Here is a 23,465-nt window from a genome sequence, read left to right on the forward strand (position 1 = left end):
CTAGTGCCGCGTCACCACAACGGCGCAGGCCCGCCGAACGGCAGCGCGACCAGCTGCGGCCCGGTCTCGGAGACATCGCGCAGGATCCAGTCGTCGCGCAGCAGCAGGATCGCCGAGGCCGGCCGCAGGATGATCCACAGCCAGCGTCCCTCGGCCTCGCCCACGACGACCGATCGGTCCCACTCGCCGCTGGTGCCACTCACCGACACGGGCCAGAGCCCGACGGGGAAGCTGCCGATCCGCACCTTGACCGTGGCCGGTCCCTCGCCGACCTCCTCCCCCGGGTCGACCCGTCCGGTCGGCCCGAGGCCTGCGATCCGCGCCCCGAGCCCGGTGCCGGCCTCCTCGCTGACGACGATCACGTCGACCGGCCCGTCCAGCGCGCTCGTGCCGGACACACAGGTCATGGTCGCCCGACCCCTCTGGTCGTCGGCCACGCCGGCGAAGTCGGTCACGCTCCAGCCCGGCCCCAACGGCCACGGCAGGTAGGTCGGGAAGCCGGCGACGCGCCCCAGGTGGCCGGCGAAGTCGTCGTAGGACGCAGCGGTCGTGCGCCACAGCGGCGCGATCAGCTCGTGCTCGGGGCAGGAGTAGCCGCCGTCGCCGGTCTCAGCGACGGGCGCCGCGCAGCGCGGGCAACCGACCTGCAAGGACATGCGACAAACCGTGCTGTGCGCGGCGGCCCTCGTCAAGCAGCGCCGCGCCGACGCTGGCGGGAGAAACAGGCCCTAGGTGTTCCAGCGGAGCACGACCGCGGTCTCGCGCTCGAAGCCGAGCACCGAGACCGTGGCGGTGTCGAGCCGCAGCAGCCGGCCGTCCTCGGGCGGCAGCCCCAGCCATCGAGCCGCCAGCACCCGCAGCGAGTGGCCGTGAGCGAAGGCGAGAGTGCGGCCACCTGCCGCACGCGCCCGCGCCACCACGCGGTCGCAGCGCGCCGCGACGTCGGCCCCGGTCTCGCCGCCGGGCGACGGGTCCGACCACACGGTCCAGCCAGGCACGGAGGTGCGGATCTGCGCGGTCGTGAGGCCCTCGTAGTCGCCGTAGGCCCACTCGGCGAGGTCGTCGGTCACCTCCGCGTCGGGAAACCCCGCCAGCTCAGCCGTACGACGGGCACGCCGCCGTGGGCTCGTGAGCACGAGCTCGAAGTCGACCCCCGCCAGGCGCGCGGCGAGGCCGACGGCCGCCTCCTCGCCCTCGGGCAGCAGCGGCAGGTCGGTGACCGAGGTGTGCCGCCCGGACGTGCTCCACTCAGTCGCCCCGTGCCGCACCAGCCAGAGCTCGTTGCCCTCCGTCATAGGCCCTAGCCTCCCCCATCCCCCGGCCCCGTCCGCGCGCCCGCGCGAGGAACCGATCCGACGTCGCTACCGTCGTACCACCATGAAGATCCTCCTCAATGCTGCCGCCGCGGCCCTCGCGCTCACCGCTCTCACCGGTTGTAGCGGCGACGACGGCTCCACCGCCAAGGACCCGGTCGAGAAGGACACGAGCTCGGAGACCACCGAGCCCACGGTCGAGCCGACCGTCGGCACCTATCCCGGCTTCGACGCGCAGGACTACACCTACGTCCTCGCGCAGCAGTGCTTCTGCCCGCTCGCAGGTCCGGTCAAGATCACCGTCGAGGACGGCGAGGTCACCAGCGCGGTCGTCGCCGAGGGCGGTTACGGGATGAAGAAGGGCGCCGAGGCACCGGAGTACCTCTGGATCACCCTCGACGAGGTCATCGCCCACGCCAACGACACCGATGCCGCCAGCATCGAGGTCGACTGGCCCGCCGGTCAGGACTGGCCCAACACGATCGCGATCGACAACGTGGAGAACGCGACCGACGACGAGGTCACCTACGTCGTCAGTGACGTCCAGGTCTCCTGACGGTCGCTAGTCCTCGGCCAGCACCACGATCCGGTCGCCTGACTCGACCGTGAGTGCGTGGCTCTTGGGCGGGTTGACGACGACCCCGAAGGCCGAGCCTCCGTCGGCGAGGGACGCCGAGGAGTAGCCGATCGCGGTCTCGTTGCGCCGGCTCGCCGAGGCGACGACGGTGGACCAGGAGATCTCCGACCCTGGCGCGATGTACCACTCGGAGGGCCGCAGGTAGACCTCGCTCCCCTCGGCCCTCAGCAGCTCGTGCAGCACCGGCTCGATCCGCGCGTCCTCGGCGAGCTGGGTGAGCACGAGACTGACGATCTCGCCGCTGACGACGACGTCGTCGATGTCGGCGACCTGCGCCAGCTCGCGGTTGTGGTCGTCGACCATCTCGCTCACGACCGGCGCGTCGTTGCCGGCCCGGCCGAGGATGTCGCGGACGTGCAGCAGCGTGATGAGCGTCTTCGCGTCGGCCACCTCGCCGAGGAGGTGGTCGGAGTAGCAGAGCACGATGACCCGCTCCGGGTTGCCGCCGAGGTGCGCCTCGAGCACTCCGCGGCGCGTCGTGTCGTCGTGCACCACGGTCACGGTGAGGTTGTCGGTCGCGGGGAGGGCCGGCTCGCCGTACGCCGCGACGATCGTCAGCGTCGCGCCCGGCGCAGCGAACGCGTCCAGCTCCCGCACGACGACCGGGGCCCGCTCGTTCCAGCCGATCAGCACGGTGTGGTCCGGGTGGGGCGGCTCGGGCTGCGCGGTGCCGAACGCCTCGGTCCGCACGTCCGTGGCGGAGACGACCGCCCCTTGGAGGACGGAGTCGTCCTCCGCCACGACCACCAGCGCCCGGTCGCCGACCACGGTGTCGGCGGTCGGGTTGAGCACGACGCCCTCAGGGCCGGTCAGGCCGATCACGGTGAGCGACTCGAAGTGCAGCTGCGCCTGCGCGTAGGTCGAGGAGGCCAGCGCGTGGTCGGTCATGAAGTAGATCTCGTCGCCGTCGAAGTCGAACAGCTCGCGGTAGACCGCGGCTGCGCCCGACTGGCGTGAGGTCTGGACGATCAGGCGGGCCACCGTCTCGCGGACGTCCAACAGCGCGAGCTGGCCGGGGCGGTCACGGCCGATGAGCCGGGCGACCTCGAGGTTGGCGGGGTCGCGCAGCTGCGCGACGATGCGCGGGCCGGTGCCGTCAGGGTCGGCGGCCCGCAGAGCGAGCAGGGTCTTGATCACTTCGCTGTCGGCGTCGAGGCCCGTCGGGTCGACGTTGCCCTCGGGCGACAGCACGACGACGGCGCGAGCCTTCCCCGGCCGGGCGATGGCGAGGTCGTCGATGCTGGACGGCGCGCCCGAACGGCACACCACGCGGGTGCCGCGGAGCTCGGGCACCTTGGCCCGCAGCTCGTCCTCCATCTCGACCTTGTCGCGGTCGGCGAGCACCACGATCACCGGGCGGCGCCGGCTCTCGTTGGCGATGGTCAGCTCGCTGATCACGGTGAAGATCGAGCTGGACCAGCCCAGGATCACGGTGTGGTCGGTCTCGAGCACCAGGGAGCGACCCCGCCGCAGGTCCGCGATCCGGTTGTCGATGCCCGCCGAGATGACACCGATCAGGGCACTGACGACGAACAGGCCGGCGATCGTCAGGACGAGCATCGTGATCAGGAAGCGCCAGCTGCCGGTGTCGCCCGCGACCGTGCCGGGGTCGAGCGCGTGCATCAAGGACTGGAAGGTCTCGCTCCAGAAGCCGAGGTCCTCGTCACGCAGCCCGAAGATCAGGTCGAAGATCGCGAACGCGAGGACCAGGACCAGCGTCATCAGGAACAGCCAGGCGATCAACGCCGGCGTGCCCCGCGCCATGCTGTTGTCGAAGGCGTAGCGCAGCCGTGCGCCGAACCCTTCCGTCCCGGGTCGGACGGTGCGGTTGTCGGTGCGTTGCGCGATCGCCGCCGCCGTACGGCGACGGATGGTGTGTCCGGTGCGTGCCATGGGGTCCTCCTGCGTCGGAGGAACTCTGGCGCACGCGACGACCGCTCACACGCGGAACGGCCTACTTCTTAGCCTTCAGCGCGGGACCAGTGCCCAGTAGTCGAGGTCGAGGAGCACACCGTCGGCGTACTTGCCCTCGGCGTTGCGCAGGGTCATCGACTCGTCGCGGCCCTTGGTGGCGACCAGGCGGAGGCGCAGCGCGCCGACCCCGGGCGCCGGGGTCTCGGCCTTGTCGAGCACCTCGGACCAGGCGTAGACGGTGTCGCCCGCGAAGGCCGGCGCGACGTGGGAGCCGCCGTTGATGGCGGCGATCAGCTGCGCGTTGGCCAGTCCGTTGAACGACAGCGCCCGGGCCATCGAGATCACGTGACCGCCGTAGATCAGCCGGTTGCCGTCGGGGCGGGCCTCGGTGTTGAAGTGCACCTTGGCGGTGTTCTGCCACAACCGAGTGGCGAGCATGTGCTCGGCGTCGGTGAAGGTGACGCCGTCGACGTGGTCGATCTTCTCCCCCACCGCGTAGTCGTCGTAGCGGTGCGGCTCTCCGGCCGCGCCGAAGTCGTAGGCGGAGAAGTCGAGGCCCTCGGGCAGGACCAGGTCGTCAGCGGCGACGACCTTCGCCAGCTCGGGCAGCACCGCGTCGGGAGCGGGTGCCTCGGGGTCGCGCTTGTGGACCATCACCCAGCGGCACCAGTCGATCGCGACCTCGCCGCGCTGGTTGGTCGCGGTCGAGCGCACGTAGACGACGCCGGACTTGCCGTTGGAGTTCTGCTTGAGGCCGATGACCTCCGACGAGGTGCGCAGGGTGTCGCCCGGCACGACGGGCCGGTGGAAGCGGCACTCGGCGTAACCGAGGTTGGCGACCGCGTTGAGCGAGATGTCCGGGACGGTCTTGCCGAAGGCGACGTGGAAACCGATCAGCTCCTCGACCGGGTGGACCGCAAGACCCGAGGCAGCGGCGAACGCAGCCGACGACGGTACGGCGAACCGCGTCGGGTAGAGCGCGCCGTAAAGAGCGCGATCTCCCTCGGTGATCGTGCGCGGCGTCGCGTGCTCGATCACCTGGCCGACGGTGAAGTCCTCGAAGAAGTTGCCCGGGTTCGTCTTGCTCACGGGCCGACATTCTGCCCGGTGAGCGCGACATGACGTCTACGTGCCCCCACCACCGGCCTTGCGGCGGTGCATCTTCGGGGCGCCGCCGACGACTTCGGAGCCGTGCGCCTTCTCCTTGGCCGGGCCGTCGGCGTGGACGCCCTGCTCCCGGTGGTTCTTGCGATCGAGCGCTTCGCGCATCTTCGCCTTCAGGTCCTCGTTGGCACCTTGGTCAGCCATCCGATCCTCCTCGCGGGTCGTGCCTCCACACTGACATGCGGACGAAACGCAGACCAGTGGTTATGCCTCGGGTTGCTCGTCCGACTCGTGGCCAGGCTTCTGGTCCTTGCGGCTCTTGCCGAACGGGTTGGGTCCGTGGCCGACCTCGAGCGTCGCACGCAACGCATCGAGAAGTGCGGCGTCGCAGCCGCCGAGGACGAAGGTGGCGAGCGCCTCCATGGCGGCGTCGGACGCCGCCTTGTCCTCGCCCGTGATGACCTCGTAGCGGGTGTCGAGGACCCGGTCGGGACGGCTCGCACGGAGGAAGTCCTGGATCTCCACGACCCGCTCGATCGCGCGCACCGACTCGTCGGTGTCGCGGCGCTGCCAGAAGCCGGACCCGAGCACGGTCTCGACGTCACGGGTGTTGAGGACGTACTTGGCGTCGGGGCAGACCTCCTCGAGCCAGGCGAAGAACGGCTCGGTCTCCTCGGCGGTGAGGTGGTGCCACTCGACCTCCTTGAAGCCGAGGCGGTCGAAGTCCTTCGCGTCCTCGCTGCCGAGCATCCCGCCCACGACCAGGCGCTGGGCACTGCGCACGAACCGGCCGCGGGTCAGCGCGTTGATGCCGAAGAACGCGTTGGACGAGCTCTTCGCGCCCGCGCCCTTGCGCTTCTGCCGGATCTCGTCGGCGGCCTGCCAGGCGCGGAAGAGGTGCTGGACGTAGAGACCGTTCTCGCCGCGGACCAGCGTGCGCGGCATCGCGTTGAGCATGCCCTGCACCAGGGTCGAGCCGGAGCGGCCGTAGGTCACGACGAAGACGTAGTCCACGCGTCGATCCTTTCAGACGGTGCTGATCGCGATGGGTCAGAGCGTGCCGAGGAGGCGGTGCGGGATCCGCGTCAGCGGCTGCTTGCGCAACGCGGCGATCTGACCCTGCTTCGGCGTGCGGTAACGACCGTTGAGGAAGATGACCATCTCCTCCAGGCTCGCGGTCGCAGGGTCGAACTCACCGATCTCCAGCGGGTCGACGCCCGCAACGACCTCGTCGAAGATCCGCACGATCTCGTCGGCCGCCTTGCCCCAGCTCGCGTCCTCGGCCCGGCCGTCGGCCTGGCTCACCTCGTTGCGGAGGCGTGCCACCTCCGCGAGCCGGGCACGGTCGGCGAACTTGAGGTGGAGCATGTAGAGCTCCGGATCGATCTCGTAGGGGGCCTTGAGCCCATGGGAGGAGATCGCCCAGCCGGCGTTGATCCGCTTGATCGAGGGCTTGCACATCAGCGGCGTGAACTTGGCATAGCCGCGCTGCTCCAGGACGGGGCGGCCGAGGTCGAGCGGCTGCGCCTCGACCGAGGGCACGTGCACGACGTTGAGACCGATCGCGCCCATGGCCTCCGGGCGACCGCGCGCCTCGATCAGGTCGGGAAACGTCGGGTAGCGCGTCGGGTCGGTGACGAGGAACTCGTCGACGTCGACGAAGACGACGTAGTCGTAGACGGCGAGCAGGCCCTGCCCGATGCCGTTGACCAGCCGCATCCGCACCGGCTCGAAGTCGAGCCCGCCCTTGAGCTCCGGGACCCGGTGGACCGTGCAGCCCAGGCCCTCGGTGGAGCCGTCGGCGGAGTTGTCGTCGAGCACCACGAGGTTGTCGATGCCGACGTGCTTCGCGTAGTGCGCCACCCACAGCGAGAGCAGGTCACCCTCGTCGCGGGCCATGGTGATCACGGCGACCTCTGGCCGTCCTGACATCCGGACTCTCCTCCGTGTGCTCGAGTGCGGTCAGGAGTCTGGCACGCTTGCCGACGTGACTGAGCAACGCCGACCCCTCTGGCTCCACGTCGGCTGCAGCAAGACGGGCACGTCCTCGCTCCAGGCCGGCCTGTGGATGTCGGTCGAGGCGTTGGCGGCCGCCGGCGTCGGTCTTCCGTACGTCGGCCGCCCGGCCCACTTCACCGGTCTGCTCCGTCCGCTGGGCTGGCGCCCGGTGGCAGGCTTCGACGGCGAGCACCGGCCGCGCCGACTCCAGCAGGTGCCCGCGACCCTGCGCGATACCGCGGGCGATCGGCTGCTCGTCAGCAACGAGGATCTCGCCGAGGTGCGGCCCCAGGACGTCGACGCGGTCGCTGCGCTCGCCGACGAGGCGGGGGTCGACCTGCACCTCGTGCTCACCGTCCGCGACTGGGCGCAGCAACTGCCGTCGGACTACCAACAGTTCCTCAAGCACCGGCTCGGCGACGCCTACCTCGACTTCCTCGACGCCGTCCGCGAGCGGCGCGGGCCCTGGGCCGAGCAGTTCTGGGCCCGCCAGGACCCGATCGACATCCTCGACCGCTGGGGCCGGGCCGTGGACCCGTCGCGGACCCACGTGATCGTCGTGCCGTCGTACTCACAGGACCCGGAGGGCGTCTTCAACCTGATGGGCGAGGTCGTGGGCTTTCCCCCCGACGTGGTCAAGCGCCCCAAGGGATCGGTCAACGCCTCCTTCGGGGTGGTGGAGTCCGAGGTCTTCCGCCGGGTCAACCTCGCCCTGGGCGACCGACTCCCGGACTACAAGAACGACTACAGCGAGGCGGTGCGGTGGCCCTTCGCGCACGGGGTCCTCGCGCGCAGCGCGAGCCCCAAGCTCACGCTCCCGCCCGAGCACCTCGGCTGGGTGCAGGACCACGCCCGGCGCACCGTGGAGACGGTGCGCGAGCGGGGCTACGTGGTCCACGGTGACCTCGAAGCGCTGGTCCCGACCGACGAGGCCGCGCGCCCGCTCCCGCCCCTCGACGAGGCGGCCGTCGCTGAGGCATCGATCACAGCGCTGGCCAATTACGTCTCGCGGGGACGCCCCTGAGGCTACTCACAAGTAGTATCGCTGAGATTGTCCGCCTGATACTTCGGCCCGGCCGGAGCGGAAAGAGGAACCGATGCCCCGCCTGTGTGAGACCGACGGCCTGACCGAGGACCAGACCGAGATCCTCAAGGCCGTCCGGATTTTCGTTGACGAGCAGATCATCCCGGTGGCCCAGGAGCTCGAGCACGCCGACGAGTACCCCACCGAGATCGTCGAGGGGCTCAAGGAGCTCGGCGTCTTCGGCCTGATGATCCCCGAGGAATACGGCGGCCTCGGCGAGTCGCTCCTCACCTACGCCCTGTGCGTCGAGGAGATCGCCCGCGGCTGGATGAGCGTCTCCGGCGTCATCAACACCCACTTCATCGTGGCCTACATGGTGATGCAGCACGGCACCGAGGAGCAGAAGCAGAAGTACCTGCCCCAGATGGCCACCGGCGAGATGCGCGGCGCGTTCTCGATGTCCGAGCCGGGTCTGGGATCGGACGTCGCGGCGGTGTCCACGAAGGCCGTCAAGCAGGACGACGGCTCCTACGCCATCACCGGCTCCAAGATGTGGCTGACCAACGGCGCCCAGTCGCGCCTGGTCGCGACCCTGTGCAAGACCGACGAGGGCGCCGAGTCGGTCTACAAGAACATGACCACGTTCCTCATCGAGAAGGAGGCCGGCTTCGGCGAGACCGCTCCTGGCCTCACGATCCCCGGCAAGATCGACAAGATGGGCTACAAGGGCGTCGAGACGACCGAGATGGTCCTCGAGAACCACGTCGTCCGCGCCGACCAGGTCCTCGGTGGCGAGACCGGCAAGGGCTTCTACCAGATGATGGACGGGGTCGAGGTCGGCCGCGTCAACGTCGCCGCCCGCGCCTGCGGTCTGGCCTGGCGGGGCTTCGAGCTCGGCGTGGCCTACGCCCAGCAGCGCCACACCTTCGGCAAGCCGATCGCCGCGCACCAGGCGGTCCTCTTCCGCATCGCGGAGATGGCCACCAAGGTCGAGGTCGCCCACACCATGATGGTGAAGGCAGCCCGCATGAAGGACAGCGGCGAGCGGATGGACGTCGAGGCCGGCATGGCCAAGATGGTCGCCTCCGAATACGCCCACGAGGTCGTCGAGGACTCGTTCCGGATCCACGGTGGCTACGGCTACTCCAAGGAGTACGAGATCGAGCGTCTCTACCGCGAGGTCGCGTTCATGCTGATCGGCGAGGGCACCTCCGACATCCAGAAGATGATCATCGGTCGCTCGATGCTCGAGGACTACAAGCTCAAGAGCTAGCCGCTGGTCCCACCAGCCTCAGGAATCCCCGGTTAGCCGGGGATTCCTGCAGTTTTGGGGTGTTGCAAACCCCGATAAGTGCAGGAATCCCCGGTGCACCGGGGATTCCTGCACCTGCTCTACGGAGCCCGGACCACCCACTGCCCGTCGACGTAGCCACCATCGGCGTTGGTGTCCCAGTAGATGCGGGCACCGTGGTCAGCGACGGCGAAGGAGTTGTACTCGAGGTCGTAGATGCAGCACAGGCTCGTGTTCTGGAACTGCCCCTCGTAGAAGCACATCCAGCCCCGCTTCGCCGTGCCCGGTCCGGGGCACTTGTCGGTGAAGGGTGCTCCCGTCACGAGGTACTTCACGTGGTTGTTGTTGAACCCTGCCGGCAGCTTGGCCGGGAACGTGATCGAGTCGCCGAGGTAGCCACTGGCCCCGCCGGAGCCGGCCGCGGTGAAGTATCCGACCATCGTCTTGCCCGGCTGCAGCACGGGCTGCGCGGCGGCGCCGGCCCTCGACGCACCGTCGTCGCGGCCGAGCTGGATGGCGGCGTAACCACTGCCGCTGGTCGCCACCACGAGGGCGAGGATCGCCACTGCCATGGTCGGCGAGAAGGTGTCCCTGAAGAAACGTCGCATCGGCCCGTCCTAGATTCGCGCGATCGGCTCCGTTGCCGACCGTCGTCGGGATGTCTACTCCGATCGCACCTGCGCGGCAACGGGTGGCGCATACGAGGAATCACCGGTGCCGACCGATAACCTCGGACCGTGAGCACCCCCTCCCGCGTCTACGCCGCCCGGCTGGTGGGTCTCCCGATCTTCGACCCCCAGGGCGACCAGGTCGGCAAGGTGCGCGACCTGGTGGTCACGATGCGCACCGAGGGCACCCAGCCACGGGTGCTCGGCATGGTGGCCGAGGTGTTCGGGCGACGCCGGGTCTTCCTCCCGATGACCCGGGTGACCACGATCGACAGCGGTCAGGTCTACACGACCGGCCTGCTCAACATGCGCCGCTTCGAGCAGCGCTCCACCGAGACGCTCGTGATGGGCGAGATGCTCGACCGCACCGTCACGGTGAAGAGCAGCGGCGTGAGCGGCAGCGTCTTCGACGTCGCGATGGAGAAGGGGCGCACCCGCGACTGGGTGCTGAGCCGGGTCGCGATCCAGGAGGCCTCCAAGGGCCTGCGCCGGCGGGGTCAGACTCACGTGGTCGAGTGGAACGACGTCACCGGCCTCTCCCGCAGCGACGACCGCCAGGGCGCGACCCACCTGGTCGCGACGATCAACGAGATGCGGCCGGCCGACGCGGCCAGCGTCCTGCACGACCTGCCCGTCGAGCGGCGCAACGCGGTCGCGATGGCGCTCGACGACGAGCGGCTGGCCGACGTCCTCGAGGAGCTTCCCGAGGAGGACCAGGTCGGCATCTTGGAGCGGCTCGACTCCGAGCGCGCGGCCGACGTGCTCGAGGAGATGTCGGCCGACGACGCCGCCGACCTGATCGCCGACCTGCCGCCCGAGACCGCCGAGGTCCTGCTCCGGCTGATGGAGCCGGAGGAGGCCGAGGACGTCCGGCGCCTGATGAAGTACGTCGAGAACACCGCCGGCGGCATGATGACGCCCGAGCCGGTGATCCTCGGACCAGACGCGACGGTCGCCGACGCGCTGGCCCACGTGCGCAACCCCGAGCTCACGCCTGCGCTTGCCTCGCTGGTCTACGTGTGCCGTCAGCCCCTGGAGTGCCCGACCGGCAAGCTGCTCGGCGTCGCTCACATCCAGCGCCTCCTCCGCGAACCCCCGTCGACCCTGGTCGCGGGCGCCCTCGACGACGAGCTCGAGGTGCTGCGGCCCGAGGCCACCATCGACCAGGTCGCGGCCCACCTGGCGACCTACAACCTGGTGGCGGCGCCGGTCGTCGACGAGGAGCGCCGGCTGATCGGGGCGGTCACGGTCGACGACCTCCTCGACCACATGCTCCCGGCCAACTGGCGCGAGCGGCAGGCGGGTCGTGGCTGAGCCGCGCCGGACCGGGGACCGGCTCGACACCCCGCGCGTCATCAAGCGCCAGATCAGCTGGCGACCGTCCTACGACACCGACTCCTTCGGCATCTTCGCCGAGCGCTTCGCCCGCTTCATGGGCACCGCGAAGTTCCTGCTCTGGATGACCGTCTTCGTCATCATGTGGGTGCTCTGGAACACCTTCGCGCCCGACAACTGGCGCTTCGACGAATACCCGCTGATCTTCCTCACGCTGATCCTCAGCCTCCAGGCGTCCTACGCCGCCCCCCTGATCCTCCTTGCGCAGAACCGCCAGGAAGACCGCGACCGAGTGATCGCCACCCAGGACCGCGACGCGGCGACCCGCGCCCACGCCGACATGGAGTTCCTGGCGCGCGAGGTCGCGTCACTGCGGATGGCCATGGGCGAGGTCGCGACCCGCGACTACCTGCGCTCCGAACTGCGGGCGCTCCTCTCCGAGCTGGAGGACCGTGACGAGCGCGAGGAGCGCGAATCTGCAGCCGGCGGGGGCAGTGGGCCGTCTCACGAGGGCCGCGAGTAACAGACCGCTGCGGACGCTCCGTAGACTCGTGCTGATATGAGCACGACGCACGCACTCCCCACGATCGACCAGGTGACCGCTGCCCTGGCGACAGTCAACGACCCCGAGATCAAGCGCCCGATCACCGATCTCGGCATGGTCGACACCGTCGAGATCGAGAACGGCGGTCTGGTCAAGGTCCGCATCCTGCTGACCGTCGCCGGCTGCCCGCTCAAGGACACCATCAACCGCGACGTGACCGCCGCGGTGACCTCGCTCGCGGGGGTGACCGGGATCGAGATCGACCTCGGTGTCATGACCTCCGAGCAGCGCGGCACGCTCCACGAGCAGCTCCGCGGCGGCCAGGCGCAGCGCGAGATCCCCTTCGCGCAGCCCGGCTCCCTCACCAAGGTCTTCGCGATCGCCAGCGGCAAGGGCGGTGTCGGCAAGTCGTCGGTCACCGTCAACCTGGCCATCGCGCTCGCTGCTGCCGGCCGCAAGGTCGGTGTCGTCGACGCCGACATCTACGGCCACTCGGTCCCGGCGATGCTCGGCGTCGCCGACTCACGCCCCACCCAGGTCGACGACCTGATCATGCCGGTCCCGACCGCGAGCGGCGTCTCGGTGATCTCGGTCGGCATGCTCAAGCCCAAGCGCGACCAGGTCATCGCCTGGCGTGGCCCGATGCTCGACCGGGCGCTCGTGCAGATGCTGTCCGACGTCTACTGGGGCGACCTCGACGTCCTGCTTCTCGACCTGCCTCCCGGCACGGGCGACATCGCCATCTCGCTGGGTCAGCACCTCCCGGGTGCCGAGGTCGTTGTCGTCACGACGCCGCAGGAGGCCGCTGCCGAGGTCGCCGAGCGTGCCGGCACGATGGCCTCGATGATGCACCAGCGCGTCGTCGGCGTGATCGAGAACATGAGCTACCTGCCGTGCCCGCACTGCACGGACGAGGGCAAGGACCACCGGCTCGACGTCTTCGGCTCGGGTGGCGGCGAGCGGGTTGCCCGGACGCTCTCGCAGCGTTTCGGCTACGACGTGCCGGTCCTCGGCTCGATCCCGCTGGACATCTCGCTCCGTGAGGGCGGTGACGCGGGCAAGCCCATCGTCGAGGCCGACCCGACCGCGCCGGCCGCTGCCGCACTGACGGCCATCGCCGACCGGCTCGACGGCCGGGGCCGCGGCCTGGCCGGCATGCAGCTGGGCCTCACTCCGAGCAACAAGTTCTGACCGGCTGAGGGGCTCGGGGGCAGACGGTGTTCGGCATCGGATTCGGCGAGCTCGTCGTCATCGCCTTCCTCGCCGTGCTCGTCTTCGGTCCCGAGCGCCTGCCCGAGCTGGCCAAGCAGGCCGGGCAGTTCGCGCGCAAGATGCGCAGCTTCGCCAACAACGCGCGCGACGAGCTGCGGGCCGAGCTCGGCCCCGACTACGCCGACCTCGAGCTCCGCGACCTCGACCCTCGCACGATCGTGCGCAAGCACATCGCCGAGGCCCTCGCCGATGACGACGACCCCGTGATGGAGGCGAAGGCGAAGGTCCGCCCCCTCGAGGACGGCGAGCTGCCGCCGTACGACCTCGAGGCGACCTAGGCCCGACCGTCGCGGCTAGGCGCGCGACTGGGCCGCGGCGAGTGCCGCGAACGGCACCAGGATCATCCGGCGGTCGTCTCCCTCGACGAGCTCGCAGAAGTCGACGCCGACCCGCCGCAGGTTGCCTTCGTGGCGCGAGCCGTCACGCAGGTGGAGAAGGCATCGCTCGCCTGCCTCGGCGATCCGGCGCAGCGCCGAGCCGAGGCCCAACCGGGTGAGCGGCGACCACGCGACCTCGGGGATCGACCGCACCGACGCGCGCTCGACGGTCAGGACGGCATCGGTGCTCACCACCCAGTCGTGCTGACCGGCCGACAGCAGCAGCCACTCCGCGGCGACCCGGTCCACCGTGCCGGTGACGGCGCCGACGCCGGCGACGCCGAGGGTGAGCTCAGCACCGACCGAAGCCATCAACCGGCTGGCGAGGGTGACGTTCTGGTATTCGGCACGGCTGCGGTCGGCGTGCTCCGCTCCTCGCTCGGCGGCCGCTAGGGCGCCGGCCTGACCCTCGAGGTCGTCGAAGAGCGCAAAGAGATCGTCTTCCCAACCCATAGGGCCCACCTCACCACATCTGCCCTGTGGAAAGCATGTTGACGCCCTGCGCTGAACGCAAGCAGACTGAAGCAAACGTAAGCAAACACAAAGGTTCTCGGGATGTTGGTTGCTACGCGCCGGGTCGTTCGCGCCCGCGCTCTGGTGCTCTGGTCGGCCGCCACCGCGGGCGTCGGGGTGCTCGCTGCTGCCGTCCTGCCGATGCTCGTCACGGCACCCGAGACGCTCGAGGCCCGCGACCGGTTCGCGGGCACGCTGACCACTGGTTGCGCAGCGGCCACCGTGGTCGCCGCTGCCTGGCTGTGGGCGATCACCACCGAGGTGGTCGTGAAGGTCCTCGCCGCAGGCGTCGACGGAGCAGGCGTCGTCGTGAGACGACCGGGGGGCTTGCGCCTGCTGCTGCTCGCCGCCTGTGGCGTGGTCGCCCTCGGCAGTCCGGCCGTGGCCGACACCCCCGGCCACCACGACAGCCCGAGCTTCACCACCGCGAACCTGTCCGGACTTCCGCTCCCCGATCGGGCCACCGGCCATGCCGACCCGAAGGTGTCGTCACCGACGGCACCGCCGGAAGTCCACCAGGTCCGCTCGGGCGAGTCGCTCTGGACGATCGCGGAGCAGCGCCTGTCACCTGGCGCGGCCGTGGCCGACGTCTCGCGACTCGTCCAACGCATCTACCTCCGCAACGCCACCGCGATCGGGCCGGACCCCGACCTGATCGTGCCCGGCCAGGCCCTGGACATCCCACCGCCCGGCTGACCCGTCCGCACCGTCACTCACGTCCGCTCGAGGAGGACCCGAATGACCACCACCGCGCTGTACCCGCTCGCGGGAGCCAGGCTCCCCGTCCCGGTGACCGCCACCCAGGGCACGCTCGCGCTCGCGCTGCTCCCCCGACGCGAGCCGCCGTCGCCGGCCGGCGACGGTCGCACCGGCGCCACGGTCGTCGCGATCGACCGACGACAGCGGGCAGTCGTGGAGGAATGGGCACGACGGTTCGCCCAGGCGGCCGTCGAGATCGTCGGCGGCGATCGTCCCGCTTCCCAGCTGTTGCGCTGGACTGCGCCGAGTGTCTACGACGACCTGCGCCGCCGGGCCCTGCTGGTGGCCCGCGCCGGCGGCCACCAGCCCGGACTGGCGCGGGTGCAGCCGGTCCGGCCGCGCGTGGTGAGCGTGCGGACCTGCTTCGTGCGGCCCGACGCCGTGGAGGCCGCGATCCACCTGCGCTACGGCGAGCGGTCCCGCGCCGTGGCCGCTCGGTTCGAACGGATCGATCAACGCTGGATCTGCACGGCGCTCGACTTTTCTTGATCGACCTGGCCCGTTCGGGCCATGCCACATCGGTCGCGGCGGTGCCATAGTTGCTGGTGGCGGATGGGGCCGCCAACGGTGTGCTCGGGACGTGGCGCTCCCAGTCGATCCGTCGTCTGGATCGGCAACAGGAGCAGCGCCCATGTCCCGTCACACGTGTCACGAGTCCTCACGAGGCCAGTCCCGGCTCGGCCGGCGTCGCTGGTCGCTCCACCTGCCGCTGGTCCTCCTCGCGTCCAGCGCCGTCGTCGCCGCCGGTCCGGCGCCCAGGGCGCCCGCGCTCACTCCTGAGTGTGTGCAGAGCACCACGACCACGGTCGTGTGCACCTACGTCGGGCCCGCCGGTTCCAGCTGGAGCGTGCCCACGCCGGCCGGGGCGACCGAGCTGGACCTTCTCGTCATCGGGGCGTCCGGTGGCAACACCGGTGGGGCCTCGGGCGGCCGCGGCGCACGGATCACGCGGACGATGTCGGTCTCCGGCTCGGAGACCTTCCTGGTGCAGTTTCCCAACGACGGCGGCCTGCCCGGACCGGGCGCCGGCGCCGGCGGCGGGTCGGCCAGGCTGCTGCTGAGTCCGTCGACCGTGCTCGTCCATGCGGCCGGCGGCGGGGGCGCGGGCGCGTCGTCGGGGAGCAACGCCGGCGGATTCGGTGGTCAGGCCGGCGGCCCTAACGGATCGCTGGGTGGCAACGGGAGTGGCGATGCCCGTGGCGGCCTGGGCGCCACCATCAGCAATCACGGACCCGGCGGCGACGGCGCATGCACGTCCTTCCCACCGGTGTGCCTCGACGACGGAGATCCCGGTACCTCCGCCCACGGCGGTAACGGCGGCGCCGACGCGCTCAGCAACGTCGGCGGTGGAGGCGGCGGAGGCGGTGCCTTCAAGGGCGGCGGTGGCGGCGCCGGCTTCGACTCCCCGGGCGCATCGGGCGCGGGAGGGGGCGGCGGCTCGAGCGTCATTCCCTCCGGGGCGGTCTTCAGCACGGACTCGACCGGGCGTCGGGTGGTCCTCACCTTCCGCAGCCCGCTGGGGTCCGCCTTCCCCGCCGGCCTGGACCTCGGACCGGTCTCGGTCGGGACGTCATCGACCCAGTTCTTCCAGCTGCGCAACGCGGGCAGCGCGCCGATGACGATCTCCAACATCGGGACCTTCGGCCCGTTCTCGCGGAGCACCAACTGCTTCAGCGGGCCGCTCGCCCCCAACGCCACCTGCATCGTCAACGTGACCTTCAGTCCCGTGACAACCGGCTACTCGTCGGCGTCCGTGATCGTGACGAGCAACTCGATGGACGGTGTCATGAGCATCCCGGTGGCTGGCATCGGCGTCCAGGCGCTCGCATCGCCGACACCGTCGTCGTTGTCGTTCGCGCCGACGCTCGTGGGCGACGAGAGCGCGACCCAGACTGTGACCCTGCGCAACAGCGGCAGTGCGAGCCTGCAGATCACCTCGGCTGACCTGACCGGCGTCGCACCGGGCGAGTTCGTCGAGACCAACGACGGCTGCACCGGCGCAAGCCTGCCGCCCAACGCGACGTGCACCGTGAGCGTTGCCTTCAGGCCGACCAGCACCGGCGCGAAGTCCGCGCAGCTCAGGTTCGTCGACAACGCGCCGAACAGCCCGCAGAACATCGCGTTGAGCGGCACCGGCACCCTTCCGGCAGTCACCGTCACGTCGAGCCTCGACTTCGGTGCGCTGGAGATCGGCGCGTCCTCCGCGCCGATGACCGCGACGATCGAGAACGTCGGGAGCGGCCCCCTCCAGGTGTCGGGAGTGAGCCTGGCCGGCGCCGATCCCGACGACTTCGTGATCGGTTCCCACTCCTGTGTCGCGACGATCCCGGCGGGCGGCACGTGCGAGGTCCCGGTCACCTTCAGCCCGCAGCACCGGGGAGCCCGCACCGCCAGTCTCAGGTTCACCGACAGCGCAGCGGGAAGTCCGCACGAGGTGGCCCTCGAAGGGACCGCGCTCGCCCTGGGGGACCTGCAGGTGCGCGGACCCGGCAGCGCCTACACCCGTGGCCAGGGCAGCCTGGTCACCCTCGGCGTGACCGCGGGCAAGACGGCTTCGCACGACGTGAAGGTGGTCAACACCTCGGCGGTGGCGCGCTCCTTCGAGATCACTCTGACCCAGGATCAGGCGGCCGCCACGGCAACACTCCTCAAAGGCTCGCGCGAGCTGCCGAAGAACCCGACCGGCCACTACGTGACCGCCGTGCTGGCGCCCGGCAAGTCCGCCGTCTACGTGCTGAAGGTCAAGCCCCTCGGGACCGGCCAGGTGACGAGCGGCGTGGCCGTCCACCTGATCGCTCCCAACGGCGCCGAGCACGACGGCGTACGGACCGAGACCAACGTGCGGGCTCCGAAGACCGGCACCGACGCGTTCGGCGTCTTCGTCCGGGCGGGGTCGCAGCCCTACATCGGCGGCGCGGTCGACGGCCAGACGGCCACCGCCAACAGCGTGGTGCTCGGCAAGAGCACGAAGTTCACCGCGTTGCTCCGCAACGACAGCACGGCGCCGACCGCCATGACCTTCCGGATGTCTGGTGCAACCAACGCCTGCTGGACCACCACGGTCACCACGAAGGAGGGTGTCTCGACGGTCGACATCAGCGCCGCGGCCACCGGCGGCGGTTACCTGACCAAGGTCCTCTCCCCCGGCGGATCGACGAAGGTGACGATCGCACTCCAACGCATCGCAGACGGCTGCAGCGCGATGTCGTGGCAGGTGTCGTCCTACGACGGGGCCGTGCAGCAGCACTTCTCGTTCGTGCTGGCCAATCCAGCCCTCTGACACTCGGTGCTTATTTTCTCCTGACTCGACTGCTTTTTGCCGGAGATCTTCCCTTTTGTGATGGCCGTCACTATCTTCACTCCGGGTCCGTGCGGACCCCGGGGAGGGAAGACCCGAGGAGAACATCTGTATGTTCCGCACGCTCAGACTGCCCGTCCTGTCCGCCCTCGCGATCACCGCAGCGACGCTGCTCGCCCCCGGTGCGACTCCTGTCGCCCACGCTGACGGGCCCGGTGTCGGCGCCCCGTGGGTCGTCTCCGTCGGCGACTCCTACATCTCTGGTGAGGCCGGCCGCTGGGCCGGTTCCTCCAACTCCGACAGCAACCGCGCTGACGCGACGGGCTCGACGACGTACTACGACAACGCCTCCGGCACGGGCGAGGCCATCGACCGCTGCCACCGCAGCAAGAGCGCCGAGATCAAGATCGGCGGGGGGATCAACAGCCTCAACCTCGCCTGCTCGGGCGCGAAGACCGCGACCGTCAGCGGCAGTCCCTTCAAGCCGGGCCTCGACTTCTACTCCGGCTCCGAGGGGGTCGGCCAAGCGCGCGCCCTGCAGACCTTCGCGACGACGCACAACGTGAAGATGGTCGTGGTCAGCATCGGTGGCAACGACTTCAACTTCGCCGACGTGGTGCAGTCCTGCGTCACCGACTTCCTCACCTCACCGTCGTGGTGGCCCGACTACTGCAAGGACGACAGCAGCGTCACCGCAAACTTCACGAGCGGCAACATCAGCACCGTGAAGACCAGGATCGCGGGCGCCCTGGTCAACATCCGCACGGCGATGCGCAACGCCGGCTACGCCGACAGCTCGTGGACGATGCTCGTCCAGACCTACCCGAGCCCGGTCCCCAACGGCTCCGGCTTCCGCTACAGCCAGAGCGGCTACACCCGCCAGAGCACCGGCGGCTGCGGCTTCTGGAACGCTGACGCCGACTGGGCCAACGGCACGGCGCTGCCGACGATCAACAACACCGTCACCGGCGCGATCACGCAGGGCGGCATCACCAACGCCAAGGTCCTCAACCTCGCCAACACCTTCAACGGCCGCCGCCTCTGCGAGTCGGGCGTCGGCCTCTACGAGGAGGTCGGCGTCGCCAACTGGACCTCGAGCAACGCGGTCGACAAGACCGAGTGGGTCAACCAGATCCGCACGGTCTCGACCTGCTGCTCGAGCAGCCCCTACTACATCCAAGAGTCCCTGCACCCCAACTACTGGGGACAGCTGGCCGTGCGCTCATGCGTGCGTCAGGCCTACAACGGGGGCACGCCGAAGGGTGGCATCTGCACCCGGACGGGCACGGGACTGCTCAACGGCGAGCCGAGGATGACGCTGCAGTAAGGGCGCCATCGTCGCAGGATCATCCGATCGGACGAAGCAGGGAGGCGCGAGCCGGTAGTACCGTCACGGTGGATCCTCGGGAGCCAGATTTCTTCGACTCCCAGGAGACCTCATGTTGACGCTGCGCCGTGCTCGCACCTCCCTCCTCGCTCTCGCGGTCTTCTTCGCGTGCGCCCTCGTGGGGCTGTCGCCGCCAGCACCGGCCTCGGCCGAGGTCACGACCGGCAAGGTGATCATCAAGGGGCCTGGCAGCGGCTACTCCGGCCCGGGCGGCATCGTCAGCGAAGTGGTCACGGCGGGAGGCACGGCGACCTACCAGGTGCGCGTCGTGAACTTCGGTGACGAGCCGGCCCAGTTCGTCGTCAAGATGAAGAACGAATTCCTGCCGGCCACCCAGACCCTCCACGCCGGGGCGACCAACATCACGGCCAGCGCGGTCGCCCCGACTGGCTACCTGACACCGATCATCGCTCCCGGCAGCTATCGCCAGCTGACCCTCAAGGTCAAGACCTCGGTCCTGCCCTCACAAGGACGGACACGGGCTGAGGTCACTTTGGAGACGCCGGGAGGCACCTACCTCACCTTCGGGTGGCTCTACACGATGCTGAAGCCGCCTGCTCACGGCAACACGGCCTACCAGGTGTATGCGAAGCAGGGTTCGCAGGCCTACGTCGGCGGCCATCAGGTCGGCCAGTTCGCGACCGCACCCGCCGTGCGGCCGACCGGGAAGGCCGTCTTCTCCGTGAAGTTCCAGAACGACGGGCCGAGCCCCGAGCAGATCCACGGCCGGATGAACCTCCCCTCGGACTGCTTCACCTACACCGCCGAGCACCGGACCGAGGACGTGACCGAAGCCTTGACGACGGGTACCTGGAACACGCCCCTCTTGCCGCCGGGACGCTCGGCGACGATCAAGATCACCGTGGAGCTCACCGGGGAGTCGTGCTACGGCGCGTTCAGCCTGGCCGACATCCAAGCGTCCGAGTGGGACGGATCCGGACACAACAAGGTGCAGATCCTCACGCCCCGGGTAGCGACGTGATCCACCCAACACGGAGTCATCCGGTCGGCTGATGCAAGTCGCGCGAGCGCGGTAGTAGCGTCGATATCGGATCCTCGGGAGCCTTCCACACGTTCCTCTGCTCCTGAGGAGTTCCGATGTCGATGCTGCCCCGCGCACTCGCGTTCCTGCTCTCGTGCTGCCTGGTCGGACTGCCCGCAGCACCCGCCTCCGCCGCCGACGATTCGGCCCGGATCCTCATCAAGGGGAAGGGGTCGCGCTTCACCGCCTCCAGCAACCCGAGCGTCCCGGCCGCGATCGCCACCGCGATCCCCCGCAGCAAGCCGGTGAAGTACACGGCGCGCGTGCTCAACACGGGTGACGATCCCGCACGGTTCAAGGTCGACCTCTTCACCGACCCTCTCTTCATCCCAGCGACGCAAACGGTCAAGGTCGGGAAGGTCGACATCACCGCGGAGTTCGAGGACAGCGGGGTCTACACGACACCGATCCTGGCACCGGGTGACTACGTCGAGTTGGACCTGAGGGTGACGCCCGACCCGGACTTCGTGCCTGACAACCCCAACTATTCGTTGGTGCTGACCGGCCTCCTCGTCTACTCGACCGACTCCGAGTACCTGACGGGCGGCGCCTTGTACACGATGCTCAAGGCGCCGGCGCACGGGACGTCTGGTGCCGAGATCTACGTGCGCCAGGGGTCGCAGCCCTACGTGGGTGGAGAGATCCTCGGGGGCTTCGCCATGTCACCGGTCGTCTCTGCAGGCGGCTCCGCGTCGTTCAAGGCGAAGTTCCAGAACGACACCGCTGAGACCCAGCAGATCATCGGCGACATCGACGTGCTCGCAGTCGATTGCACCGAGCTCACGGCCAAGCGCGGCTCGGCGGACGTCACCGAGGTCCTGATGGAGGGCGACTACGTGACCGAGGAGCTCGCTCCGGGCAAGTCCGAGACGATCAAGATCGTGCTGCGGTGGAACGGCGAGGACTGCGGCTATCCCTACGTCGCAGCTCAGATCCACGCCTACGGCCCCGAGGACCCGGACGGTATCGACGAGCAGGAATACCACTACGCGCTGATCGCGCTGCCCCTCGAAGCCGAGTAGTCAACCGACCGACCCGACGCCGTACCAAGGAGTTCCGATGTCGATCCCGCTCCGTGCGCTGGCTTTCCTGCTGGCCTGCAGCCTGGTCGGGCTACCCGCATCCCCTGCCCAGGCGGCCTCAGAGACCGCGAAGCTCATCATCCGAGGCCCCGGGCCGGGCTACACCGGGATCGGCGGCGTCGAATATCCGGCGCTCGTCAGCGAGGTCGTCAGCCAAGGTGCGTCGGCCGGGTTCGAGGCCCGGGTGGTCAACTTCGGCTTCGAGCCCGCGCAGTTCAAGATCGGGATCGAGGGCGACCTGATGCCGGCTGCTCTCACGCTGAAGGCCGGCAGGACCGACATCACCGCCAGCGCCGAGAACACGCCGTACTACACAACCCCGGTCATCCAGCCGGGGAAATACCTGCAACTGACGTTGAGGATGCGTACGCCGCAGACGAATCTGTCCGGCGACAGCTACGCCCAGGCGTACCTGCGGGTCTACTCCACAGACATGGCGCTGCTCTCGATCGGCATCTTCGACGCCATCATCAAGGCACCCGCCCACGGCACCTCGGGCGCCGAGGTCTTCGCCCGCCAGGGCAGTCGGCCCTACATCGGCGGCAACCCTCATTCCCACGGCACCTTGACCTCCCCGGCCATCGCCATCGGCGAGACCGCCAAGTACACGCTCAAGTTCCAGAACGACGGCACCGACTCCCACCGGATCCGGGGCGAGCTCGAGCCGGCGTTCGCGGAGTGCTTCGACTACACCGCCACCCAGAAGCGCTTCGACGTCACCGCCGACCTGCTGGAAGGGACCTACCTCACCCCCGTGCTGGCCCCGGGGCGGTCGGTCACGGTCGGCGTCAAGGTGCGGTGGAACGGCGCTGACTGCGGCGCGCCCTACGGAGCCGCCGAGGCCTATGCCTGGGGACCCGACAACGTCGAGCAGGACTTCCTCTTCCTCCTGACCCCCTTGCTCGCCACCATCAGGCCACCGAGCGACTAGCCATCGAGGAGAAACCATGCCCACCTCACACCGACGCCTCGCACCGGCGCTTGCGTTCCTTCTTTCCTGTTGCCTCGTCGGCCTCCCCGCCTCCCCTGCTGCGGCTGAAGCGGCAGAGACGGCCCAGTTGATCGTCAAGGCCAAGGGGTCCGGATACAGCGGCCTTCGCGACTTTGCCGGCATCGTCGGCGTGGCGGTCAAGCGGGGCGGAACGGCCACCTACCAGGCCCGGGTGGTGAACTACGGCGACACTGCCGCCCACTTCGTGCTCCGATTGGAAGCCGCCTTCATGCCCGCGACTCGCACCGTCAAGGCCGACAATCACGACATCACCGCCACGATCCAGAGCGTCGCGGGCTACACCACCCCGCTGATCGAACCGGGCGACTACCTGCAGTTGAGCCTCAAGGTCACGCCCGACGAAGACGAACCTCCGACGCCGGTCGATGCCGCGGCGACCCAGATCGGCGTCCTTTCCACCGAGGACGTGCTCGTCTCCAGCGGAGCCTTCTACACCATGATCAAGGCGCCGGCGCACGGCACGTCGGGCGCTGAGGTCTACGCACGCCAGGGCTCGCAGCCGTACGTGGGCGGAGAGGAGCCTGGCTACTTCACCACCTCACCGGTCGTCCGCCCGGGCTCCACCACGACCATCAAGGTCAAGTTCCAGAACGACGGTGTCGATGCCCACCAGATCAGAGGGGGCCTCAACTTCTACAACCCGGACTGCTTTGACATCACAGCGAAACAGGGCAGGACCGACATCACCGCAGACCTGGAGGCGTCCACCTACGTCACTCCCCAGCTCGCACCCGGGAAGTCGGTCGCCATCAAGCTCAGGGTGCACTGGGCCGGCGAGTACTGCGGATATCCGTTCGGATCCGGCGGCCTCGCCGCCTTCGACGCCGACGACAACGCCGCCGGCTTCGTGCAGTTCGCGGTCCTGCTCCCCGCGGTGGTGGGCTAGCCGGCGCCG

The 23,465-nt window shown here is 69.5% G+C and carries 24 protein-coding genes; 15 read left to right on the top strand and 9 right to left on the bottom strand.

Translation table 11 applies throughout. The annotated features are described in order from the left end of the window. Positions 1–11: 11 nt before the first annotated feature. Positions 12–656, bottom strand: coding sequence for a DUF6758 family protein (locus F0U44_RS09795; protein ID WP_149728113.1), 645 nt, complete (start codon positions 654–656; stop codon positions 12–14). Positions 657–728: 72 nt separating this feature from the next. Then, positions 729–1,295 carry a histidine phosphatase family protein gene (locus tag F0U44_RS09800; RefSeq protein ID WP_149728114.1) on the bottom strand — a complete coding sequence of 189 codons (567 nt, stop codon included), beginning with the start codon at positions 1,293–1,295 and terminating at the stop codon, positions 729–731. A gap of 82 nt (positions 1,296–1,377) precedes the next feature. Between F0U44_RS09800 and F0U44_RS09805 the strand changes: the two genes are divergently transcribed. Then, positions 1,378–1,869: a DUF6174 domain-containing protein gene (locus tag F0U44_RS09805; RefSeq protein WP_149728115.1), complete on the top strand. Its 492-nt coding sequence runs from the start codon at positions 1,378–1,380 to the stop codon at positions 1,867–1,869. 6 nt (positions 1,870–1,875) lie between these two features. Here the strand turns inward: F0U44_RS09805 and F0U44_RS09810 are convergent, their stop codons facing one another. The 5 genes from F0U44_RS09810 to F0U44_RS09830 all read right to left on the bottom strand — a co-directional run bounded on the left by F0U44_RS09810 (position 1,876) and on the right by F0U44_RS09830 (position 6,900). Further along, complete coding sequence (locus F0U44_RS09810) at positions 1,876–3,843, bottom strand: CASTOR/POLLUX-related putative ion channel (RefSeq protein WP_149728116.1); 1,968 nt, start codon at positions 3,841–3,843, stop codon at positions 1,876–1,878. 75 nt (positions 3,844–3,918) lie between these two features. Further along, positions 3,919–4,953, bottom strand: a complete 1,035-nt coding sequence (locus F0U44_RS09815; RefSeq protein ID WP_149728117.1) for a MaoC family dehydratase — start codon at positions 4,951–4,953, stop codon at positions 3,919–3,921. A 36-nt stretch (positions 4,954–4,989) separates the two neighbouring features. Further along, on the bottom strand, positions 4,990–5,172 hold the full coding sequence (locus F0U44_RS09820) for a DUF5302 domain-containing protein (protein WP_149728118.1): 183 nt from the start codon (positions 5,170–5,172) through the stop codon (positions 4,990–4,992). 60 nt (positions 5,173–5,232) lie between these two features. After that, positions 5,233–5,982 (bottom strand): sulfotransferase, encoded by a 750-nt coding sequence (locus tag F0U44_RS09825; protein ID WP_149728119.1) that lies wholly within the window; start codon positions 5,980–5,982, stop codon positions 5,233–5,235. A 36-nt stretch (positions 5,983–6,018) separates the two neighbouring features. Then, positions 6,019–6,900, bottom strand: a complete 882-nt coding sequence (locus F0U44_RS09830) for a glycosyltransferase family protein (protein WP_149728120.1) — start codon at positions 6,898–6,900, stop codon at positions 6,019–6,021. Positions 6,901–6,955: 55 nt separating this feature from the next. Here F0U44_RS09830 and F0U44_RS09835 point away from each other — a divergent pair, with 55 nt between their 5' ends. Beyond that, positions 6,956–7,990, top strand: a complete 1,035-nt coding sequence (locus F0U44_RS09835) for a hypothetical protein (RefSeq protein ID WP_149728121.1) — start codon at positions 6,956–6,958, stop codon at positions 7,988–7,990. A gap of 73 nt (positions 7,991–8,063) precedes the next feature. Next, positions 8,064–9,263 carry an acyl-CoA dehydrogenase family protein gene (locus F0U44_RS09840; protein ID WP_149728122.1) on the top strand — a complete coding sequence of 400 codons (1,200 nt, stop codon included), beginning with the start codon at positions 8,064–8,066 and terminating at the stop codon, positions 9,261–9,263. A 119-nt stretch (positions 9,264–9,382) separates the two neighbouring features. Here F0U44_RS09840 and F0U44_RS09845 read toward each other — a convergent pair whose 3' ends face one another. Further along, on the bottom strand, positions 9,383–9,889 hold the full coding sequence (locus F0U44_RS09845) for a hypothetical protein (protein WP_149728123.1): 507 nt from the start codon (positions 9,887–9,889) through the stop codon (positions 9,383–9,385). Between the two features lie 129 nt (positions 9,890–10,018). On the opposite strand from F0U44_RS09845, the gene F0U44_RS09850 reads away from it, so the two are divergent. The 4 genes from F0U44_RS09850 to F0U44_RS09865 are packed head-to-tail and all read left to right on the top strand — an operon-like array spanning position 10,019 to position 13,378. Beyond that, a complete protein-coding gene (locus F0U44_RS09850; RefSeq protein ID WP_149728124.1) occupies positions 10,019–11,263 on the top strand; it encodes a magnesium transporter MgtE N-terminal domain-containing protein in 1,245 nt (414 codons plus the stop codon). Continuing rightward, a complete protein-coding gene (locus tag F0U44_RS09855) occupies positions 11,256–11,807 on the top strand; it encodes a DUF1003 domain-containing protein (RefSeq protein WP_149728125.1) in 552 nt (183 codons plus the stop codon). The genes F0U44_RS09850 and F0U44_RS09855 overlap by 8 nt, the downstream gene beginning before the upstream one ends. A gap of 36 nt (positions 11,808–11,843) precedes the next feature. Beyond that, on the top strand, positions 11,844–13,019 hold the full coding sequence (locus tag F0U44_RS09860; RefSeq protein ID WP_149728126.1) for an Mrp/NBP35 family ATP-binding protein: 1,176 nt from the start codon (positions 11,844–11,846) through the stop codon (positions 13,017–13,019). 26 nt (positions 13,020–13,045) lie between these two features. Further along, entirely contained in the window at positions 13,046–13,378 is a 333-nt protein-coding gene (locus tag F0U44_RS09865; RefSeq protein WP_149728127.1) for a sec-independent translocase, read from the top strand. A 15-nt stretch (positions 13,379–13,393) separates the two neighbouring features. On the opposite strand, the gene F0U44_RS09870 is transcribed toward F0U44_RS09865, so the two are convergent. Then, positions 13,394–13,930, bottom strand: a complete 537-nt coding sequence (locus tag F0U44_RS09870; protein ID WP_149728128.1) for a hypothetical protein — start codon at positions 13,928–13,930, stop codon at positions 13,394–13,396. Between the two features lie 102 nt (positions 13,931–14,032). Between F0U44_RS09870 and F0U44_RS09875 the strand changes: the two genes are divergently transcribed. The 8 genes from F0U44_RS09875 to F0U44_RS09910 all read left to right on the top strand — a co-directional run bounded on the left by F0U44_RS09875 (position 14,033) and on the right by F0U44_RS09910 (position 23,456). Beyond that, entirely contained in the window at positions 14,033–14,686 is a 654-nt protein-coding gene (locus tag F0U44_RS09875; protein ID WP_149728129.1) for a LysM peptidoglycan-binding domain-containing protein, read from the top strand. 42 nt (positions 14,687–14,728) lie between these two features. Beyond that, positions 14,729–15,238 carry an Rv3235 family protein gene (locus F0U44_RS09880; RefSeq protein WP_149728130.1) on the top strand — a complete coding sequence of 170 codons (510 nt, stop codon included), beginning with the start codon at positions 14,729–14,731 and terminating at the stop codon, positions 15,236–15,238. Positions 15,239–15,380: 142 nt separating this feature from the next. Then, positions 15,381–18,029, top strand: a complete 2,649-nt coding sequence (locus tag F0U44_RS09885; RefSeq protein WP_149728131.1) for a choice-of-anchor D domain-containing protein — start codon at positions 15,381–15,383, stop codon at positions 18,027–18,029. A gap of 130 nt (positions 18,030–18,159) precedes the next feature. Beyond that, positions 18,160–19,374, top strand: coding sequence for an SGNH/GDSL hydrolase family protein (locus F0U44_RS09890; RefSeq protein ID WP_149728132.1), 1,215 nt, complete (start codon positions 18,160–18,162; stop codon positions 19,372–19,374). Between the two features lie 112 nt (positions 19,375–19,486). Then, positions 19,487–20,416 (top strand): hypothetical protein, encoded by a 930-nt coding sequence (locus F0U44_RS09895; RefSeq protein ID WP_149728133.1) that lies wholly within the window; start codon positions 19,487–19,489, stop codon positions 20,414–20,416. Between the two features lie 116 nt (positions 20,417–20,532). Then, positions 20,533–21,498 (top strand): hypothetical protein, encoded by a 966-nt coding sequence (locus F0U44_RS09900; RefSeq protein ID WP_149728134.1) that lies wholly within the window; start codon positions 20,533–20,535, stop codon positions 21,496–21,498. 37 nt (positions 21,499–21,535) lie between these two features. Continuing rightward, positions 21,536–22,489, top strand: coding sequence for a hypothetical protein (locus F0U44_RS09905; RefSeq protein ID WP_149728135.1), 954 nt, complete (start codon positions 21,536–21,538; stop codon positions 22,487–22,489). A 16-nt stretch (positions 22,490–22,505) separates the two neighbouring features. Then, a complete protein-coding gene (locus F0U44_RS09910; RefSeq protein WP_149728136.1) occupies positions 22,506–23,456 on the top strand; it encodes a hypothetical protein in 951 nt (316 codons plus the stop codon). Positions 23,457–23,465: the final 9 nt, after the last annotated feature.

Origin of the sequence: Nocardioides humilatus (genome assembly GCF_008373755.1) — a bacterium.
Classification (GTDB): Bacteria; Actinomycetota; Actinomycetes; order Propionibacteriales; family Nocardioidaceae; genus Nocardioides; species Nocardioides humilatus.

Coding starts and splice junctions, on each gene's coding strand:
- F0U44_RS09795 (WP_149728113.1), bottom strand. CDS start 656: ATGTCCTTGCAGGTCGGTTGCCCGCGCTGCGCGGCGCCCGTCGCTGAG.
- F0U44_RS09800 (WP_149728114.1), bottom strand. CDS start 1,295: ATGACGGAGGGCAACGAGCTCTGGCTGGTGCGGCACGGGGCGACTGAG.
- F0U44_RS09805 (WP_149728115.1), top strand. CDS start 1,378: ATGAAGATCCTCCTCAATGCTGCCGCCGCGGCCCTCGCGCTCACCGCT.
- F0U44_RS09810 (WP_149728116.1), bottom strand. CDS start 3,843: ATGGCACGCACCGGACACACCATCCGTCGCCGTACGGCGGCGGCGATC.
- F0U44_RS09820 (WP_149728118.1), bottom strand. CDS start 5,172: ATGGCTGACCAAGGTGCCAACGAGGACCTGAAGGCGAAGATGCGCGAA.
- F0U44_RS09830 (WP_149728120.1), bottom strand. CDS start 6,900: ATGTCAGGACGGCCAGAGGTCGCCGTGATCACCATGGCCCGCGACGAG.
- F0U44_RS09840 (WP_149728122.1), top strand. CDS start 8,064: ATGCCCCGCCTGTGTGAGACCGACGGCCTGACCGAGGACCAGACCGAG.
- F0U44_RS09845 (WP_149728123.1), bottom strand. CDS start 9,889: ATGCGACGTTTCTTCAGGGACACCTTCTCGCCGACCATGGCAGTGGCG.
- F0U44_RS09860 (WP_149728126.1), top strand. CDS start 11,844: ATGAGCACGACGCACGCACTCCCCACGATCGACCAGGTGACCGCTGCC.
- F0U44_RS09870 (WP_149728128.1), bottom strand. CDS start 13,930: ATGGGTTGGGAAGACGATCTCTTTGCGCTCTTCGACGACCTCGAGGGT.
- F0U44_RS09875 (WP_149728129.1), top strand. CDS start 14,033: ATGTTGGTTGCTACGCGCCGGGTCGTTCGCGCCCGCGCTCTGGTGCTC.
- F0U44_RS09880 (WP_149728130.1), top strand. CDS start 14,729: ATGACCACCACCGCGCTGTACCCGCTCGCGGGAGCCAGGCTCCCCGTC.
- F0U44_RS09885 (WP_149728131.1), top strand. CDS start 15,381: ATGTCCCGTCACACGTGTCACGAGTCCTCACGAGGCCAGTCCCGGCTC.
- F0U44_RS09890 (WP_149728132.1), top strand. CDS start 18,160: ATGTTCCGCACGCTCAGACTGCCCGTCCTGTCCGCCCTCGCGATCACC.
- F0U44_RS09895 (WP_149728133.1), top strand. CDS start 19,487: ATGTTGACGCTGCGCCGTGCTCGCACCTCCCTCCTCGCTCTCGCGGTC.
- F0U44_RS09900 (WP_149728134.1), top strand. CDS start 20,533: ATGTCGATGCTGCCCCGCGCACTCGCGTTCCTGCTCTCGTGCTGCCTG.
- F0U44_RS09905 (WP_149728135.1), top strand. CDS start 21,536: ATGTCGATCCCGCTCCGTGCGCTGGCTTTCCTGCTGGCCTGCAGCCTG.
- F0U44_RS09910 (WP_149728136.1), top strand. CDS start 22,506: ATGCCCACCTCACACCGACGCCTCGCACCGGCGCTTGCGTTCCTTCTT.